Source organism: Paenibacillus sinopodophylli (genome assembly GCF_005930355.1).
Taxonomy (GTDB): Bacteria; Bacillota; Bacilli; order Paenibacillales; family Paenibacillaceae; genus Pristimantibacillus; species Pristimantibacillus sinopodophylli.
The window spans coordinates 255,333-274,218 of the sequence record NZ_VDBO01000005.1 but is presented as its reverse complement, the minus strand read 5'-3'; the positions used below and the strand labels follow the sequence as shown (position 1 = coordinate 274,218).

General features: G+C 46.5%; 13 protein-coding genes. All 13 read right to left on the bottom strand.

The genetic code is table 11. The features are described 5' to 3' along the window. Nucleotides 1-47: 47 nt before the first annotated feature. The 13 genes from FGT79_RS20140 to FGT79_RS20080 all read right to left on the bottom strand — a co-directional run bounded on the left by FGT79_RS20140 (nucleotide 48) and on the right by FGT79_RS20080 (nucleotide 18,816). Nucleotides 48-1,766, bottom strand: coding sequence for an extracellular solute-binding protein (locus FGT79_RS20140; protein ID WP_138754616.1), 1,719 nt, complete (start codon nucleotides 1,764-1,766; stop codon nucleotides 48-50). A 68-nt stretch (nucleotides 1,767-1,834) separates the two neighbouring features. Next, the gene (locus FGT79_RS20135; protein WP_138754615.1) at nucleotides 1,835-2,713 is read right to left on the bottom strand and encodes a carbohydrate ABC transporter permease; all 879 of its coding nucleotides are present in this window, start codon (nucleotides 2,711-2,713) and stop codon (nucleotides 1,835-1,837) included. Nucleotides 2,714-2,763: 50 nt separating this feature from the next. Continuing rightward, entirely contained in the window at nucleotides 2,764-3,726 is a 963-nt protein-coding gene (locus FGT79_RS20130; RefSeq protein ID WP_212758616.1) for an ABC transporter permease, read from the bottom strand. A 188-nt stretch (nucleotides 3,727-3,914) separates the two neighbouring features. Then, nucleotides 3,915-5,492: a response regulator gene (locus FGT79_RS20125; RefSeq protein ID WP_138754614.1), complete on the bottom strand. Its 1,578-nt coding sequence runs from the start codon at nucleotides 5,490-5,492 to the stop codon at nucleotides 3,915-3,917. A 2-nt stretch (nucleotides 5,493-5,494) separates the two neighbouring features. Further along, nucleotides 5,495-7,285, bottom strand: coding sequence for a cache domain-containing sensor histidine kinase (locus FGT79_RS20120; protein WP_138754613.1), 1,791 nt, complete (start codon nucleotides 7,283-7,285; stop codon nucleotides 5,495-5,497). A gap of 282 nt (nucleotides 7,286-7,567) precedes the next feature. Then, on the bottom strand, nucleotides 7,568-8,383 hold the full coding sequence (locus FGT79_RS20115; protein WP_138754612.1) for an undecaprenyl-diphosphate phosphatase: 816 nt from the start codon (nucleotides 8,381-8,383) through the stop codon (nucleotides 7,568-7,570). Nucleotides 8,384-8,535: 152 nt separating this feature from the next. Next, entirely contained in the window at nucleotides 8,536-9,150 is a 615-nt protein-coding gene (wrbA, locus tag FGT79_RS20110; protein WP_138754666.1) for an NAD(P)H:quinone oxidoreductase type IV, read from the bottom strand. Between the two features lie 36 nt (nucleotides 9,151-9,186). Continuing rightward, nucleotides 9,187-9,960 (bottom strand): pirin family protein, encoded by a 774-nt coding sequence (locus tag FGT79_RS20105; RefSeq protein ID WP_138754611.1) that lies wholly within the window; start codon nucleotides 9,958-9,960, stop codon nucleotides 9,187-9,189. A 4-nt stretch (nucleotides 9,961-9,964) separates the two neighbouring features. After that, nucleotides 9,965-10,426 carry a MarR family winged helix-turn-helix transcriptional regulator gene (locus tag FGT79_RS20100; protein WP_138754610.1) on the bottom strand — a complete coding sequence of 154 codons (462 nt, stop codon included), beginning with the start codon at nucleotides 10,424-10,426 and terminating at the stop codon, nucleotides 9,965-9,967. A gap of 159 nt (nucleotides 10,427-10,585) precedes the next feature. Beyond that, nucleotides 10,586-13,891 carry an NEAT domain-containing protein gene (locus tag FGT79_RS20095; RefSeq protein ID WP_171056342.1) on the bottom strand — a complete coding sequence of 1,102 codons (3,306 nt, stop codon included), beginning with the start codon at nucleotides 13,889-13,891 and terminating at the stop codon, nucleotides 10,586-10,588. Nucleotides 13,892-14,018: 127 nt separating this feature from the next. Beyond that, a complete protein-coding gene (locus FGT79_RS20090) occupies nucleotides 14,019-14,408 on the bottom strand; it encodes a hypothetical protein (RefSeq protein WP_138754608.1) in 390 nt (129 codons plus the stop codon). 890 nt (nucleotides 14,409-15,298) lie between these two features. Beyond that, nucleotides 15,299-17,062 carry an ABC transporter ATP-binding protein gene (locus FGT79_RS20085; RefSeq protein ID WP_138754607.1) on the bottom strand — a complete coding sequence of 588 codons (1,764 nt, stop codon included), beginning with the start codon at nucleotides 17,060-17,062 and terminating at the stop codon, nucleotides 15,299-15,301. Then, nucleotides 17,059-18,816 (bottom strand): ABC transporter ATP-binding protein, encoded by a 1,758-nt coding sequence (locus FGT79_RS20080; RefSeq protein WP_138754606.1) that lies wholly within the window; start codon nucleotides 18,814-18,816, stop codon nucleotides 17,059-17,061. The genes FGT79_RS20085 and FGT79_RS20080 overlap by 4 nt, the downstream gene beginning before the upstream one ends. Nucleotides 18,817-18,886: the final 70 nt, after the last annotated feature.

Sequence of the window (18,886 nt, the reverse complement as noted above, 5' to 3'; positions counted from 1 at the left end):
CATTTATTAAAGAAAAGAGCGGACAAGCTTCCCTGTCCGCCCTGCTATTACTTAATTCCCTTTTTCTCCAAATCGGCCAAATGACGCTCATACATAACCTTCTCAACCTTATCAGCGCCTACCTTGTCCATATCCTTCACGAAATCATTATAAATAGCATCGAATTCCTTATCCGATCCCGCAAGCACAAGCATCGGAATCGTTTTGTTCCAAAGATTTTTAATTTTGGCATTGATCACACCTTCAGGGGTCGAGCCCTCTGGTTCAATATTCTCAAGTCCTAACGAGAAGCTGTCGAAATTGTATTTCTTCAGCAAATCCTTAGCTGCCGCTTGCTCAGGCTGTTTGTCATCGAAATCACGTTTATCAGCAGCATCCCATAGTTTTCCTGAACGCCACATCAGCGTAGAAGCTGTAAAACCATACTTGCTATACCAAGCGTTATTATCGCTAAGCTCAAGTCCCTTCACTTCATCCTTTGCTTTCGGCAGGCCATCGACCATGTCATACGTTTCGCCTTCCTTGCCATAACGGAAGTCCAGTTGTCCCTCATCTGACCATGCGTATTCCAAAAACTTAATAATCCGCTCCGGATTTTTTGCTTTTTTCGTAATGAAGAAGCCCTGCCAGCCCATAAGTCGACTTGCCGGATAACGAGGCTCTTGCCCGCCGACCTTCAAGCCATCGAGTACGACATACGTTTTATCCTCGCCCAGCGTGCTTTTAATCTTCGGATTGTATTGCGTATACATCCCATTCATGAACGCAGAGGTTACGATGAAATTCGCTCCGTATATTTTCTCGTCATATTGCTCTTGCTTGGCAATCAATTGCTGCGAGTCGAACAAACCATTTTTCGCTAGGCTGTTCACATAGCGGAACGCATCAATAAACTTCGTATCGCGCATCGGATATAGCACACGCTGCGCATCGTCCTTGATCCGATTCTCCATATTCATTGGCGAGAACGAATCAATTAAGTAATCCATTGACAGGCTGCCTTGGAAGCCCCACATGGACACATCAAATGATTCCATGCCGACCGGGCTCAGCTCTGGATACTTCGCTTTCGCTTGCTCTAAGAAAGCCTTAAGCTGCTCCTCCGTCTCGATCTTAGGCTCGCCTAGCGCCTTATAAATGTCCTTGCGTACAAACCATGGACGAATGCCTGTAATCGGCACACCATTCGTCAGACGCTCTTCCGTCTCATAGTTGTTAGGCAAATACCACAGCTTGCCGTCAACGGAATGGTATTTAATAATTTCAGGATCAATCAGATCCCATAGCTTAGGTGCATACTTGTCGATAAGCTCATCTAGTGAATACAGCATACCGTTGTTAATCAGCTTCGTCACCTGCGGATGATTCCAATCCAGCATGAGCGAATCCGGCAAATCATTCGAAGCAATCAACGTATTCAAGAAATCGTTGTCATTGCCCGTTGCAAGAAAGCGATCAATGGTTACACCTGTTTTATCAGTAATTTGCTTCATGTTAAGCTGATCTTTCCACAAATAGTTGGATGCCCAAGTGCCATAGAAATATTGACGGAACGTGAATGGAGAAGTATCCTGCTTCCACTCCAGCTCATTCGGATCACTGGAAGTCTCCGGTGTATTGCTGGCATTGCCTGTCTCTGTGTTGGCACCGCCGTTGCTTGCCGCAGGATCGTTATTATTGCCGCTGCTGCAGCCCGTAATAGCCAGGGCCAGCACAAGAATGAGAGCCAAAGCAGCCGTAAGCAACTTTCTGTTTGATTTGATCATGATGAATGAATCCTCCCTTTTCGAATTGCTTCTATTATATCGGGCAGTTTGCCCGCGGAAGCCGTTGCTTAGCCTTTGACAGAACCAATCATAATGCCTTTGACAAAGTATTTCTGCAGGAATGGATACGAGAATACAATCGGAAGCGTCGTAATGACCATTGTCGCCAGCTTCACAGATTCGGCCGTCACGGCTTTCATCCCGAGATTGCTCGCCATCAAGCTTACATTGCTGTTGGAGCTAATAATTTGCATCAAAATTTGCTGTAGCGTTCTTAGGCTCTCGCCACCGTAGAGCATCGCATCAAACCATGAGTTCCAGTGAAACACAGCATTGTAAAGCGCAATAGTTGCCAGTACCGGCTTGGAGACCGGCAGCACAAGACGCCAGAATATAGTAAGCTCATGAGCTCCGTCTACCTTGGCCGATTCCTCCATTTCCTTCGGAATGCCTCGGAAAAAGGTAATCATAATTAGTGCATTGAACACGCTGAACAGGTTCGGCAATATATAAGCCAAGAAGCTGCCCTTAAGATGGAGGTACTGGGCAATAAGCAAGTATTGCGGAATAAGACCCCCGCTGAAGTACATCGTGATGATGGCCAGAATCAGAAATAGCTTACGACCAAGCAGTTCGGGCTTGGATACACCGTACGAGAACGCTGCAGTGAAAAGTACGGCCGTAGCCGTACCTGCGATCGTACGAAGCACCGTCACTACAAAGGCGTTGATCAAGCTTTCGTCCTGCAGCACCATTTTGTAATTCTCGAAGGAAAGCACGCGCGGCCAAAAGGTAATGCCTCCCCGCGCCGCATCGGCGGGATCGTTAAGCGAAGTAATCAATATGTTATAGAACGGATACAAGGTCACAAAGGCAAGCAGCACGAGCAGCACAACATTCGCCGCATCGAACAGCTTTTCTCCCGTTGTCCGGTGTACAGCATTCATAGCTAACCCTCCTCAATCATATCTGTCTCGTTCATAGATGCGATCCGCAGCTAGAATAAGCTTTCATTCGTTATTTTGCGCGACGAGTAGTTGGCTCCCAGCATAAGCAGGAACGCGACAACAGACTGGAACAGTCCTACTGCTGTACCATAAGAGAATCGTCCAAGCACGAGGCCCATCTCATAGGAGTATATAGAAAGCACGTTTGCCTGATCCTGCGTCATCGAATTTTTCATGAGGAACAGCTGATCAAAGTTGGCATTCACCAGACCGCCTACGTTTAGAATGAGCAGAATAACGACTGTCGGCTTAATAGCAGGCAGTGTTACATGCCATATTTTGCGAAAGCGCCCTGCGCCATCCACCGTTGCCGCCTCATAGAGCTGCGGGTCAATACTTGCAATCGCTGCCAAAAATATGATCGAGTTCCAACCGATGTTTTTCCACACCTCAGAAACGACAACAAGTGTCGTAAAGGTTTTGGGATCTCCCATAAGCAGTTGCTCCTGCGAGATTAGGCCGAGCCATTGAAGCAGTCCGCTAAGCGCACCTGTTCGCGGATCAAGCAGCGTATACATAAAGCCGACAACGAATACCCATGAAATAAAGTAGGGCAGGTAAGACAGCGACTGTACAATTTTCTTAAGTCGCTGCGCCCTCAGCTCGTTAAGCATAATGGCTAGCAATATCGGTGCAGGAAAGCCGAATAGCAGCTTTAGAAAGCTAATTTTGAACGTATTGACTACCGAATCAAGGAAGCTCGGATCAATAAACAGCTCCTTGAAGTTCGCGAGCCCCACCCATGGACTGAAGGTAAAGCCCTGCACGGGGTTGTACTCCTCGAATGCAATAATAATGCCGTACATCGGCACGTAATGGAATATAATTAGCCAAATAACGGCCGGCAGCGTTAGAATCATTAAGTAGCGCTGTGCCCATAATCGCTTGCCGAATTGGCTTCGCGCGGTTCCGCCGCTTGTGCCCGGCTTCGCGGCCATCGTTAAGTTATCCATCTGTCCACCCCTTCTCTTGATGATTTCCTTGTTTTTATTGTAGAAGATACAAAGGCGGCGAGATATATCAAAAAGTGTGGATTGTTGCAAATTTCAACGCACTTTTAGCAGCGCTTACATTTCTTCTTCACAATAAAAACAGCCGCCTATTGCTCAGGCAGCCGTTCATTTAACCGTGTAGGCAATCATCATTTGCGGTGCAACATTTCCTGATACTCCCCCGGCGAAATGCCAAACGTGTTTTTAAAAACGGTGCAAAAATACGAGGTGCTCGGAATGCCCACTTCTTGGGCGACTGCTGCAACCTTATAATGCGGGAGCGCCAGAAGCGACTTAGCCTTCTCCATTCTCACCGCTGCGAGCTTGTCGTGAAACGACTGCCCTGTTGACTTTTTATATAATGATCCTAAGTAATTAGGAGATAAGAATACCTCTTCTGCTATAGACTTTAAGCTGATATCGGAGGATATGAATCGCTGCTCGATCAGCTTGTTCACCTGACGAATCACGTACTCCTCTTTTCCGTCGCGCTTCTCTCTTATCGCCTTTATCGTCTCCGTAATAAACGCTAGCGTATACACATTGATAGCGGCAAGCGTTGGTAGCGCATACAACTGCTCGCCGGGGTCTGCATGCAAGCGGCCCTCCGACTGGCTCATGCCTGAAAGTACAGAGAGCTCAAATAATAACCCGCTTATATAATGACGAATATAGTCACCTTCTGCGCCGCGGCGCGACAGCAATGCCTGGAACATCTCTTCGGCTCCAGCAAGAGCCTTCGGCTCATCAAGCGCATGGACAGCATGAACAATGGCCTTCACCTGCTGGCTGCTCTTCTGCAGGAAATCGGCAACCTCATTCAGAAACCCTGTTCTCTCCCGCTCCACCTGCTCTATGCCGACGATACCATCCACATCCCAGAACGATGCGTAAGCCAAGATTTGCTCTGCCTGCTTCACCGACGCCGCGATATGCGTCAATCCGTCAACAGCCGTGCCTGCTCCAATTATCATCTTGGAGGGCCATAGCCAGCCACTGCCCTGCGTTAGCTGTCGAACTAGCTTTGCCACGAATGCCTCCTGAGGCTCCTTCGGTTCAGGAATCACAATAATCCATTGCCCCTCCCTATGATCCGAATAGGCAAGCATACACGGATTAGGAAACAAGCTGCGCAGCCGTTCTGCCCCTCTCGCCTGTTTCGGCTCCGCAATGGCATACGCGACATATTGGCCAAGTCCCAAGCCGAACCCCTCCACTTGAGCCAACTCTCTAACCAGTTTCGGATCAAGTGAGCCAAAGAGCAAATCATTCAACCATTTCTCCTTCATCTGCTCACGATGCTCCAAAGCCTCAGACCGCAGTTTCTCTCTCTCCTGCTTGTTTTGAACATCCTCTTCACATTCTCGAATCACTTTCTGGATTGCTTCAAGCAGCTTATGCTCATTAATTGGCTTCAACACATAATGGCTCGCTCGTATGTCAATGGCTTTGCGGGCGTATTCGAAATCACCGTAGCCCGTCAAAATAATGATTCGAATATGCGGCTTAGCCTTCTTGATTCTGCGAGACATTTCGAGACCATCCATGCCTGGCATCCGAATATCCGTAATCACAATGTCAGGCTCCAGTTCAAGCGTCTGCTCTAATCCTTCAATTCCGTCGCGAGCCGTGCTAAGCAGCTCGATGCCAAGGGAAGTCCAATCGAGGAAATCGATCAGTCCTTCCCGTTCCCAACGTTCATCCTCAACGATTAGCAATTTATACATAGTCACGCTCTCTCCTTGGCAAAAGTAATCATTACCGACGTTCCAATGCCCGGTGCGCTGTGAATGCGGAAGACATGCTTATCTCCGTAATAAGAGCTTAGTCTCTCCGTAATATTTCTCACTGCATACCCGCTGCCGCTCGTTCGCTCAATGTTGCCGGCAAGCAAAGCCGCTAGCCGCTCTTTAGACATACCTACACCATCGTCAATTACCTTAAAGCAAAGCATATCATCCTCCTGAAGCGAAGCTTTAATCTGCAGCGTACCTCGATCACGTTTTGGTTCGATGCCATGATTCAGTGCATTCTCAACAATAGGCTGAAGAATATTTTTGACGACACAATATTCATACACTCGTTCATCGATATCGTAAACGACATCAAACATTTCCTCGAAGCGAAACTTCTGAATAGCTAGATAGGCCTTCACCATCTCCAGCTCTTCCTTAATCAGAATCTCTCGTCTTCCTTTATTGAGCACCAACCGATAAAACTGTGCCAGCGCTCCTGACAAATGGACAATCTCCTTTGAATCCGCTTTCCGAGCCACCCAGGATATAGTAGCTAACGTATTGTAGAGGAAGTGCGGATTAACCTGCGACTCTAGCGCTTTAAGCTCCGCTTCCCGTTCCATGAGCTGGCTTTTATAAACAGTTTCGACGAGCTCGTGAATTCTTTCGGTCATATGGTTGAAGCTGATCGCAATCTGAGAAAACTCATCATTGGATTGTACGGGCACCGAAACGGTTAACGAGCCTTCTTTGACCCGTTTCATAGCGAGCACAATCCTCTTTAGCCGCGATAGCAGAGCGTTCGTAATGAAATAGACGACAAAACCGAGCACGACTAGCGCAATAAGCAGAATACCCGTAATGGAGAAAGCAGATTCCTTCACCTTCTCGTTCAGACCGCTGACCGGGAAGATACCAATCAAGCGAAGCCCAAGATCATGCATCGGCACCGAAATGACGACTGACTTGCTGCCGTTCACCTTAAGTACCTGATTAAAGCCTGTATTAAGCGGAAGCTGGGTTAAGCCCTCATCTGGAAGCTTTTGCTTAAATAGTCCGCTCTTATTGCTGGAAACGACATAATTATTCTGATCAATCATAAATATATCGCCAATTTGCCCTGTGCTCTCCGAATTCAAAATATCGAATAGTTCACTTTCCAATATTTCAATTTCAAGCAAACCAACCGTATCGAAATAGCGAATGGAATTTATTTTCTGGTAGAAGGAGAATACATTGCCCGGCTCACCGCGCTTCGGAATATTCAACAGCAGCTTCTCGGTGTGAAGGCCTCTCCAGCCGAAGGTACTCGTCTCATCCCTCAATACTTCCTTAGCCCATGGCTGTTCCGCGATTCGAGAGATTTGATAGAAGCTATCGAATATCTCCGGAATCGACGGATTTGTCATATAGACGCGCAAGGAGTGCACGCTCGGATTTTGCCGCATCACATTCTCCACGTAAGGACTAATATTTGAAGTATAATCGTCATAAGAGAATGAGTTTTTATTGAAATCGCTTCCCAAAAAGGTTTGAAGACGAATATCCGAGGTAAGCAGCTTGGATATATTCTGGATCATATTCATCTTGTTCGTCACACTATTGCGGGTCTGGAGCAAATTCTGCTCCATAACGATCTGTGCTTGTGATACAGCCGAGCCTGACAATTGCAAGTACAAATAAATACCGCAGGCGGACAAAGAGACAGCCAGAATGCACAGAAACGTTGCAACGAATTTCCAAGTTACGCTTAAATTTCGGAGCAGCCTCGTTATTTTATACATAGGACTACCTTTCTCTTCTTCGAGTGAACGCAAGAAGCCGGCTACCTGTCGATGCCGGCTTCGTTTCCTTACTTATAATACCGCTATCCAAAAGGGGTACGTTGTATTCGCTTAATGCCCCTTCGCTGGTCTCTATCGGATTGCTAATTCCCGTATGTTTATTATAGGTGAAAAAGACCCGTTTCGTAATTTTAAAAATCAACGATTCTATCAATAATCAACGCAGCATGAGGATAAGCCTGTTACCATCCCCATTCGCCCATTCACCTATACCATTTATTATCAAGGCAGAAATAAGAGAAGAAGAATACCAGCAGCAAAACAATAATAGGCGAAATAAATCAAACTTCCTTTCGCCATGATGTTCATAAACCACTTCATAGCGATATAAGTAACGATTAACGTAGTTAAAAATGCAAGAATATAAGGAATGGCTAAAGTTGATAAATCCGAAGATGCTGAAAGGTCTTTGATACCCATCACTAAACCACCCAAGCTGATGGGAATATAAAGCATGAACGAAAACCGGAGTGCCGTTTCCTGCTTCATCCCTACCCCAATGGCAGCGATAACGGTGGAACCTGATCTGCTAATACCAGGCACTAGTGCAATAGCTTGCGCCAATCCCACTAAGAGGGCATCTTTGAAGGACAAATCACCATCTCGTTTACGGCCGCGCAGGTTGCGAATGAACCAAAGCGCCAAACCAGTCAATAATAATGAGAAAGCTACGGTTCGCACGCTAGAGAAATAGCTTTCAATTTGATCTTTGAATAGAAGCCCAACTACAACCGCTGGAATTGTACCCACTCCAACATACACCACGAACAGAAAATCTGACTTATAGTTCTTATCTCGCGTCTGAATATAACGAATGCTGCTAATTAGCAAACGCCAGATATCTTTACGATAGATGAAGCTAATTGCGATAAGCGAGGCCGTATTCGTTAAAATTTCGAATGCCAGTCCTTTTTGTTCCACGCCAAGCAGCCACTGGGCAACAATAAGATGCCCGCTGGACGATACTGGAATCGGCTCTGTTGCGCCTTGAACGATGCCCAGCAGCACATACTTTAACCAGATAATAATGTCTTCCATTTCTGCTCCCTTCCAAATCTCTATTTTAGTTTTGTTACTTGCAGCATAGAGGTTCTACATGTAAGACGTTCTTTCACCTCTATTTGCAACACAGAACAAGAAAAAGGACAGCCTAATGCTGTCCTCTAACCACTGCCTATTATAAACTTGATTTAAGATTCTGCAAGTCCGTTCTTCACCCATTGCGCTACCGTCACCGTACGCTTCGCTTGATATTCGACAGCCGCTTTGACGTCTTCAACCATTTTGCCCCCTTGAACCGTAACGCTTGTGCCATAGGGATTGCCGCCCGCCTCGAACGTCACTGGGCTTGAATAGCCCGGTGCTGCAACAATCGCGCCCCAGTGATACATGGACGTATATAGACTAAGGATCGTCTGCTCTTGCCCGCCATGAGCATTCTGTGCAGAAGTCATCCCGCTTACGACCTTGTTCACCAGTTTGCCGTTAAACCACAACGAGCCCGTTGAATCCAGAAACTGCTTTACGCTGCCTGGAATGCCGCCAAAGCGCGATGGAATACTGAAAATGATCGCATCCGCCCATTCCAAATCCTTATAGGTAACTTCAGGAATATGTTTGGTTTCTGCAATATGAGTCCGCCAAATCGGATTCTCCTGAATCGCATCTTCGCTTGCAAGCTCTGCAGTCTTGAGAATTCTAACCTCGGCTCCAGCCTCTTCGCCACCTGCTGCCGCCCATTGTGCCATTTGATAGTTAGTACCCGTAACACTGTAATAAATAATGGCTAGCTTCACCTTTGACATCATAAACAACTCCTTCTCTATGCTGAATAATAAGTATTAACGCTGATATAACGGGTATTCAACCTGCACAGGCACCTGAATAAAGATCAATCTAGCCTGCTTGTCACCAATAACCAGTTGGATCAATTCTGCTTGTCCTTGCGCTTCTAGGACAGTAAAGTCCTTTTGCTTGAAGATTGCCCTGCTAGCACCCTCCGCACCAAAGCTCCATAAGCCATCGCCTCTAATCGCAAGTACTGCAGCGGCATAGCCTTCAGGAATCGTGAACGTATATTCCGTTCCTTCCTCCAAAGTCAAATCCCACATCTGCACATCCGTTACGAGTTGGATAGGGGATTCCTCGCCAAGAATCGTTTTCCTATGCACACCATTTCCATTGAATGTCGGGAAATCCTCTGCATGATAATCATGATAAGTCGGCTTTCTCTTGACCGATTCATTCAGATCTGGCTCGAACCAAATTTGAAAAATCTCCGCGTCGGGGCCAGTTATTTTCTCGCGGTGAGATACGCCTGAACCCGTCTGCATAACCTGGGCTCCGCCCGATCCAACAATGCTCTCCGTGCCTAATGTATCGCCATGCTCAACGATCCCGTTCACGACATACGTCATAATCTCAAAGCCCTTATGCGGATGTAGCCCGATGCTGCCCCCTTCCTTAGCATGTGCCCATGCCCAGTAGAACAGAGGGCCTACCCCTTTCACAGCTTCTTGCTCCTGCGGGAATCCAATGGGCTTCTGCTCAATAATTCTCCCGCCCTCAAATGAACCAACGGCCTGCTGAAGCGGTGTATACACGTTCACCTTCATCTCATTACTCCCCCTTCTCACTGAGTGCTTCGGCGCCAAGGCCAATTGCTTTCAAGAGTACGATTAGCTGCTCCTTCTCTTCGTTGCCTATAAAACTTAATTGACGGCTGATAACTTCAGCATGCTTAGGAAAAATAGTATCAAAAAATGCATGTCCTTCATCCGTAAGCGTAACGTTCCAGCCTCTGCGATCCGTTGCGCTGGGCTCTCGCTTCACGTAACTCTTCTTCTCGAGCTTATCGATTACATAAGTAATGCTGCCGCTTGGAATCGAGAACTTCTCGCTAATCTTCTGAACCTTGTGCGGTCCTTTACTATATAGCAGCTCCAATATCATAAACTGCTCCTGATTGATGCCATAGCTCTCCATATCCTTACGGACATTGTTTTGTACCGCTATGCCTGCCTTATGCCAAATACGAAACAGCCTAAGATCAAGCTGACTTTGTTCATTGGGATGATACATTGCTGTACCTCCTTGCATATATCTTAATTTCATAAATTCTATAATTAGGATATATTCATCCTACCATTAGGATTTAATCATGTCAACTGCATATTTCTTCATCTAAAAAGCCGAGACCTTCCATATAGGAAGATCTCGGCTTTTTTTAGCGAAAATATGTTACTTCTTCTCCAACAAGCGTAAAATCAGCGTCAGCGCTTCTGCGCGCGTTGCACTTGCGTTCGGATCAAACCTGTTGTTTCCTTTTCCTTGAATATAACCAGCTTCAATCGCAGCTGCAGCTTCTTGTCTTGCCCATGTTGGGAACTCGGCTGCATCAGCGAAGGACAATACCGCGTCCTCTTTCGTTTCAAGCTTCGCTGCGCGTGCGATGATGACCGCCAGCTCTGCGCGTGTTATTTCATTTTTTGCACGGAAGGTCTGATCATCGTACCCGCCGATCAAGCCAGCTTTTGCCGCTCTAGCGATATGCTCTTCTGCCCACTTCGGCAATTGATCCTTGTCGTTAAACTTCGTCCCTTCCTTGCTCGCTTCAAGCTTCAGTGCGCGGCTGATCATGACCGCGAATTCAGCACGGTTAATGACTGCATTCGGATAAAACTTGCCATCCTCATAGCCTTTCGCAATGCCGAGGGCAATTGCTTTCTCAATAGACGATTGCGCCCAGTGACCTTGAATATCCTTGAAATTTGTAACAACCGGCTCTACCAAATCATCCACGGCTGTCTCTTCGTCCTCTACAGGAAGAATATCAGATCCATCATATTTTCTAATACTGGTTTGGTCGAATTTAATCTGAATATCGTATTCATGGAAATAATCCATTTCCGGCCAGTCGATTTTCACCCAACCATTCACGACCTTAGACAAATCTGATACTGAGAACGAGACCACTCTCGTGTTCTGCTCCACATTTCTGCTCACAACTGAAACGTTAGCGCCATTAAATTTCAGCCCCGTAATTTCCTTGTCCTGCTTGATCGTCAGGTGGATCACATTGCTGCTGCCTGACACGATTAGCTTGGCATTCGGGTTAATGTAAGACTGCATAACCGAATCTTGTTCCGTTCCGAACTTCAATATTTTAACATTGATGCTGTATTGACCATTAGCTAAGCCTGAATCAGGTATTGGTGTTGCCGTTGGATCTGGCGTCGTAACTGTGATTACTGCTGCTTTAAATACAACGATAGCAGCCTGAAGATCCGCCCAAGCTGTGTCAGTAAGCTCTTGGGTGCCTGTTACTCGCACGGCCTCAGCACTTGCTGTCAGAATCGCGCTTTGCAGCGTGCTCTTTGCGGATGCAGGATATTCGCCTTTGTTGCTTCCTGCCACGGCAGCTTTATCAAGCGCAGTCGCATCAGCAATAGCTAGTGCTAATGCCGCATTGTTCACATTATTGATGTTCAAGCGAATATCATGCGTGCTGTCATAATTTCTCGCTGGAATGACCACACGAACCTGTGCGCTTACAAGCGCCGATAGATCATCGACCTTGAATGTCACGACTCGCGTATTCGCTTCTGTGTCTTGACTGATTACTTCAGATTCCACGAACGCCCCACCTGTTTTGACGCGGAACGCTTGGACCGTCGAGCTGTCTTTCACCGTCAATGTTACGAAAGTGGAGCCGTTTTGCGTCGTAACTAGAGCCGGCTTCGCAAAGTAACTATCCATCGTGGAGAATTGCTCTTTATCTGCATAGACAGCAGAGAAATAAACTTCAGTTGCGGCCGTTTCTTTGAACGCAGCTAGTGCCGCTTGCAGTTCAGATTTCTCACTAGTGATTTGCGGCCTTGTAGCAGCAAGGTTTCTTGAGACCTGCTCCGCCGAATGTATCGCCGTCTGCAGTTCCGCTTTCGCATTTTCAAATTGCAGCTCTTCTCCTGTTACCGCAATTGCAGCATCCAGCTGCTTCTGCACGCTCGCCGCAGCCTGTTCTAGCTCCTGCAGCCATTCAGCGTTGTAACTGACATAGAATTGTTTGGTCTCGCCTTCCAATTTGTATTTAACAAAGGAGAGTCCCTGCCATACTTCATCAGTCGCCAGCAAATTACGGATAATAACCTGATAAACCTTTTTCTCGGCAGTCGTACTGTTATTAATAGGTATAGCTTTATCTCGATTTCTCGTGAATACCAAAGGATCCGTCGACATTCCGCCGCCTTCTAGAGCATTAGACTGGATAACCTCTGAGATCGCAGAAGCATTGAAGGTAAGATTAACACTTGTTCGGTTCTGCAAACCCGTATTCGTGATAAGAGCAGTCGTTCTCTCTATTTCCTCAAAATAGGTAGACTCGACCGTTGTCGGGTCCAAAGAATCCAACACATAAATTTTCGTCGGCTCTGCAGCAATGTATTGCCAAGTTGAGAAGTCAATATATCTAGCATTTATTGTATTAACTGCTGCGTCAACAGCTGTCTGACTTGCTCGCTCATTATTTAACACCGTTTTCGCATTGCTAATATCAGCTTTAAAATTACTGATGGAGCCTTTCGCATATTCTCCCGGCGTAATAGGTGCGTAGATGTCGCCCGGCTTGCCTTCAGCCGTCCCTACTTCCACGGCAGATGCTGAGATCTCCTCTGATAGATGAATAAGAAGACTTAGACCTGATTTGTCTGCAGACAGCAATAATGACTTATACAGGTTCAGAGCCGTTTCCAGCTTCATGTAAACCTCTTTAAGAAGAGCCGCGTCCGAGCCCGCTGCTGCCTTATCCGACTCGGCAAGCACGATGCTGTCGTAGAATAATGCTTTCGATCCTACCGGATAGTCGCCGTTGCTTGTTCCTTCCGTTGAATGGTCATAGACTGAACGTGATACCGTAATCAACTCTTCTACCTGTTCAAGGGTAACCGGCTGTTCTGTACCCCCTCCATTATTTCCACCGTTATCGCCGCCTCCATCTACTGGAAGCTGCGGCAGCGTGCTTGTATTCAGATTTAATTGAACATTATACCAGTGATTGTAAGTGAACCCCGGAATGTCTGTAACCTCAACATGCATGAGTATATCTTGTTTCTGCCATACGTTCTCGATATCGATTCCAACGATCCAGTTTCCTGTACCGTTGTTTGCCGGACGATAAGTAACCGGTTGATAGCCATCTTGGCCATCTACTATGTAATTGGAACCAACTGACGTAATAACAGCCTTGCTGTTTCCTGACTTACGCGAGCCTAAATAATGAAAATAAGCATAGCTCTTATTCGTAATTTCATGCTCGAACACTGCTTTTCCATTCTGAATAATCAATTTACCTGCATTGCCGGTTTGCATAAATCCATTCGCAGCCGACGCCGTTGCCTCGTTATCCTTCCAGTAGCTGTAGCTGATTGCATACTCGCCGTCTTGAACGATTGCTTCCTGCGAATCTGCGGCATAGCTTAATTGAAATGATGTCAGCAGCAGCATGAACGCTAGCAGCATGGCAACGGATTTTCTTAGGTTGTTTTTCAACTTTTTTACACTCCCTCTTTGCAACCTGCTTCTGCCCAAACAGACGTAATGAAAAGCGGCTGAATAGATCAGGCCGCTTCTCATTACTAGCTTTTCTCAGAAAGTCAGGTCGCTGTTATAATATGAATTATAGCCAGTCGATTTGCAGGTTGAATGTTGCATCGTGAATATCCTCGATGTAAACTCTAAGCTCAACCGGGATATTGGTAACTACGTCAGCAACCGGGAACGTGAAAGTTGTGTTGCCTCCGACCACTGCTCTTGTTGCAAAAGTACCATTTACTTTAAGGGATGGGAAGTAGTCGCCAGTAAGTGTAATTGTTGCAGTAGAGCCCGTCACATCAGCAGCACCGTTAATAAATGCGCTCGAGTGAGTAGCTGTAAAGGACGTTGCGCTGCCAGCTGAATCAAGGAAACGGTAGCTTTGTGATGCGGCAAAAGCCGGAATAGCCATAACAAGTGCGAATACCAAAGTCAAAAGCATCATAGGAACCAATTTTTTCATCGATTTTACCATTATTCAATACACTCCTTTAGGTTTAAGTTCATATTTTATTGCCAGAAAAGATTTAATGACATTCAAAGTGATGATCGACTAAAGCTGATTCCGACTTCATTCCTCCTCTCTAAAGCGAAGCTAGAGCTCACAGAAAAGTAATTATGAAGACAATGATAATCATTATCATCTTAGATGCAAAAAAAATTTCCCGTGGCATAAGCATATGCTTGCTGCTGCAAGTAACATGCCTCTTATCTTCAGAAACTCGATAACGTGTACATCGTCCATCGATAGTTTGATTTTATAGTTATAGTCTAAAATATGTCAATCGTATTTGATCCTCTATTTATAATTTAAATAGTTCAGCAAATATTTCTATTTGTTCCCATTACAATATCATTAATTTTATTTTAATATTATAACTATTTGATTTATGTTTTTCAACTATAATTATTTGTTAATTTAAAATAATATTTAGTAATATAAAAAATTATCCTTATTTATTGATAACGATTATCATTATTAATTTTCATTTTTTTATAACTCATTTACCAGAAGCAACTAAAATCCATGTGACTTTTCTTATTCGATATTCACTTCAAATGACTGATTCAGTCGACAGCATTAAATGATTCAATTGATTCGATTTTCTACAATTTTATGCGGATTGGCTTCGTCTACTAACATAGGATAACGCTTTTGCTAAAAGAAAAGACCACATTAATATCAAATGGGACTATTCGGATCAAAAATGTTTCTATCATGGATAGAATGCTCACGCTCTAATGAGTAGATAAATCAATAGACCAATACCAGCGTAACTGATATTGGCCTTTTTTTGTGTGGCTGTTGAACTTGACGAGAATCCATGCTCCCACTGGAACTCATGGCTTCTGAATGCTGAAAAACTAGCCCTCTTCACCATGCCATAGCTTGCGGAACGAATCGCTTGCTGCAAGCAGCTGCTCAGCTGTTCCCTCAGACTCAATTCTACCATCTCGCATGACGATAATATGATCCGCCTGTGCAAGCGCCGTTCTGCGATGTGAAACAACAAGACAGGTCGCATCTCCGCGTTCGCGGAAGAGACGAGCCCAAAGCTTCTGCTCAGTCTCAACGTCGAGCGCACTGGATAGATCATCGAATACATAGAGATCGCTGTCGCGTACAAGCATGCGTGCCGCAGCCGTTCTCTGCGCCTGCCCGCCGGACAACTTCACCCCTCGCGGTCCAATTACCGTATCCAAACCGTTCTGCAAGCGGCCTAGATCATCCTCCAGCACGGCTGTATGCAGCGCCCGCGCGAGCTGCCCTTTCTGATCGGATGCGCCAAGCAATATGTTCTCCCGCAGTGTATCGCTGTAAAGTCTCGGCACCTGTGCGGTATAGGCGCTTCGCGGCGGTACAAAAAAGGAACCCGGGTCAAGCACCTTCTGCCCGTTCCAATGCACATTACCGCCAGCCTGTGGTAGAAGGCCCAGCAAGGTTCGTACCAGAGTCGTTTTCCCTGAGCCCACTGGACCCGTAATAACGGTGAAAGATCCCCGCTTCAGACGAAGGTCTACGTTCGTAATTCCTCTTCCTGTCTCAGGATAGATATAGGTTAGACCACTCGCAGCTAACAGTTCAAGCTTCTCCACCGCTGGAGAAGGAGCTATGCGAACCTCTCTTACTTCGGCATCACCTAGATACAATCGATTGTTGTTCGTCAGTACTTCCGCTGGAGCTCCTTGCAGAATACTCGTTAAACGCAGCAGCGCAACTGCCATCTGTTTGAAATAGGTGAGAAATTTGCCGAAGTTCGAAATAAACTGCGTGACGAAGGTTAGATAATAGACGAATAGCGAGAAATCACCTACAGTGAATTCGCCTCCGCGCATTTTTTGACCTGCAAGCAGTAGAATGAGACCCGTCCCTAAATTCACCGAATTTGAAAAGATCGAGTCCAGCACCTCATTCATCAGCTTGTCTTTCAGCATCGTTTTGCGACGGTTGTCGTTCAGCTTCCTGAAGCGAGACATAACGCGCTTCTCCGCACCTGCGACCTGAATAGCCTGCACACTGCCGAACATCTCACTGATAGCACCTGTAACCTTTGCAGTCGAATCACGACTCTCCGAGCGGTATTTCTGCAGCTTTGTAGTCGCGAGCTGCGCTGCAACAACTACGATAACGAGAGGCAAAAACACAAGAAGTGTCATTTGTGCGTCGATGCGAAGCAGAATATAGCAGGAGACAGCAGCGAAGCAGGTCATCCCGAACACATCAACAGACCAACTGACAGCCTCCTCTGACTGATCAACATCATCGCGGAAATAACTGATGGCCTCACCCGGCGAGCATGGAATCGCCCGCGCTCCCGGCTCCTTCAAAATATGTTCCAGTAAATTTCTTCGTAGCAGCATCCCCATGCGGAAGCGGAAATTAACATCTGTTATGAAACCAATCCATATCACAGCACTGCGAGCGAGTGCAGCCCCAATTAATAACGCAATAAGCCCCGTAACGCCAACACCAATGCTTGATTCAGCGGTGAGCGAGTCAAAAAAGGCTTTCATAATCAGCCCAGGCAGGATAGGCATCAAATAGATAATCGTCCACATAAGCGCATTAATCATATACCAGCCCTTGCGGTAGCTAATTAGGCGCCACATGTACATAAAGGTACTCATGCCAGCACCTCCTCTAGCCCTGATGCGAGCATGCGGCTAAATCTGGAATCGGGGTCTGCGGCAAGCTTGATGCGAGCTCCGCTCTCCACGATCCGTCCTTGTTCCAGAATGACAATCTGGTCAGCACGCTGCACCGTTGTAAGACGATGGGCAATAATAATGCAGGATCTGTTGCTGAGCAGCTTCGTAATCGCTTGCTCCAATCGAAACTCAGTGAGCGGATCAAGCCTCGACGAGGCTTCGTCAAGAATGACGAGACCAGGATTCGTAAGAAACACTCGAGCGAAAGCAAGCAGTTGTGCTTCTCCCGCGGACAAGCTCCCCCCGCCTGAAGTAAGCGGCGTGTCCAGTCCTTCCGGCAGCGAGTCATACCAGTTCCTCAGTCCGAGCTCTCTCAGAACGGCAACAATATCCTGATCAGATATACTCTCGTCATAGAAAGTGAGATTGTCTCTAACGCTGCCCTGCAGAATTTCAATATTTTGCGTGACAAGCGCTACTCTCGATCGCAGCTCAATAAGCTTGCACTCTTTAATATCCGTTCCGCTCAGCTTGATACTGCCCTGCTGAGGGTCATAGAATCGCAATAGCAACCGAGCAAGCGTCGTCTTCCCGCTGCCTGTGCGTCCGAGCAAGCCCAGCACTTCGCCCTCCTTCACATGCAGCTTTAGCTCCGCAAGCGTTGGGAATTCATCATAGCCGAACGTTACATTGTCGAACTCTAACGCTAGCGGGCCTTCAGGCAGCTTTGCCCCAGGTCCGTCCTCAATCCTTGGAGCGGTTGCGAACAACTCTCGAATACGAAGCAAGCTGGCATCCGCTTTTTGTAAATCCTCGATTTGCGTACGAATCTTCTCGATCGGTTTAGCAAGCAGCTCTGTGTAATAGAAAATCAAATAAACCGTTCCTATCGTAATTGTGCCTGCCTTCCATAAGGACGCGCTAATGGCGAAAGCCATCGCATTGCCTAATGCAAACACAATGATGGTTGCAATCCACATGGAGGAGAAGCCTAGAAATGCTTTTCTTCGCAGCGGCAGCATACGGCGAAGTAACGAATAGAAGCGGCTCATCACGAAACCAGTTGCCCCATTCGCCCGCGTATCCTCCGTCCCCTCCAGATGCTCACCGATATAGCCATAAAACTCTGCATTAATCTGCCGCCACTTCGCCCATATCGGCATTGAAAATTTGCGGATCCGTTCAATTACAACTATAGCGAATACGATGAACAGCAGCATTCCTGTGCCAATCCATACATTTTCGCGGAATAATAATACGATAATGCCGATCATAAGGATGAGATTCCCCGCCAAATGAATCATAAAACTGGAGAAAAAATTTGCCAGCGCATTCACATCACCGTCTACTCGCTCAATAATAGAGCCAGAGGTGTTTGTTTTATGAAATGACATGTCCAGCTGGAGACAATGCTCAGCGAGATCGCCACGCAGCTCATTTGTGGCCCGCCAAGCCAGATTCTCACTCACATAGGTCGCGAAGACAGATACCAGCTGTTGCATAAGCGAGAAACCGATGAATAACGCCGCTGCATAATAAAGCGGCTGTAAGGCTTTGTCCGATTGAGCCGTATCAATGAAGTAACGGATGATTTGCGGATTAATGAGCTGCAGCCCAATTGACGAGAAGATAAGCAGTGTAAGAGTCGCCAGCGCTTTTTTCTGCGGCAGCAAATAGCGGCTTAACATCATCCGGTAATGACTAAAGCTATTTAATTTACGGGTCTTGCTCATGTTGCTCCCCTTCCTTATGCGGCATAACTTCGAGCCTGCATCGTCTGAATCATATGGATAAAAACAGGAT

Excerpts from the sequence above, each read along its gene's own strand:
- FGT79_RS20130 (WP_212758616.1), bottom strand. The coding sequence starts at position 3,726 with ATGGATAACTTAACGATGGCCGCGAAGCCGGGCACAAGCGGCGGAACC.
- FGT79_RS20105 (WP_138754611.1), bottom strand. The coding sequence starts at position 9,960 with ATGAAGGTGAACGTGTATACACCGCTTCAGCAGGCCGTTGGTTCATTT.
- FGT79_RS20140 (WP_138754616.1), bottom strand. The coding sequence starts at position 1,766 with ATGATCAAATCAAACAGAAAGTTGCTTACGGCTGCTTTGGCTCTCATT.
- FGT79_RS20090 (WP_138754608.1), bottom strand. The coding sequence starts at position 14,408 with ATGGTAAAATCGATGAAAAAATTGGTTCCTATGATGCTTTTGACTTTG.
- FGT79_RS20085 (WP_138754607.1), bottom strand. The coding sequence starts at position 17,062 with ATGAGTACCTTTATGTACATGTGGCGCCTAATTAGCTACCGCAAGGGC.
- FGT79_RS20080 (WP_138754606.1), bottom strand. The coding sequence starts at position 18,816 with ATGAGCAAGACCCGTAAATTAAATAGCTTTAGTCATTACCGGATGATG.
- FGT79_RS20120 (WP_138754613.1), bottom strand. The coding sequence starts at position 7,285 with ATGTATAAAATAACGAGGCTGCTCCGAAATTTAAGCGTAACTTGGAAA.
- wrbA (WP_138754666.1), bottom strand. The coding sequence starts at position 9,150 with ATGTCAAAGGTGAAGCTAGCCATTATTTATTACAGTGTTACGGGTACT.
- FGT79_RS20100 (WP_138754610.1), bottom strand. The coding sequence starts at position 10,426 with ATGTATCATCCCAATGAACAAAGTCAGCTTGATCTTAGGCTGTTTCGT.
- FGT79_RS20125 (WP_138754614.1), bottom strand. The coding sequence starts at position 5,492 with ATGTATAAATTGCTAATCGTTGAGGATGAACGTTGGGAACGGGAAGGA.
- FGT79_RS20135 (WP_138754615.1), bottom strand. The coding sequence starts at position 2,713 with ATGAATGCTGTACACCGGACAACGGGAGAAAAGCTGTTCGATGCGGCG.
- FGT79_RS20115 (WP_138754612.1), bottom strand. The coding sequence starts at position 8,383 with ATGGAAGACATTATTATCTGGTTAAAGTATGTGCTGCTGGGCATCGTT.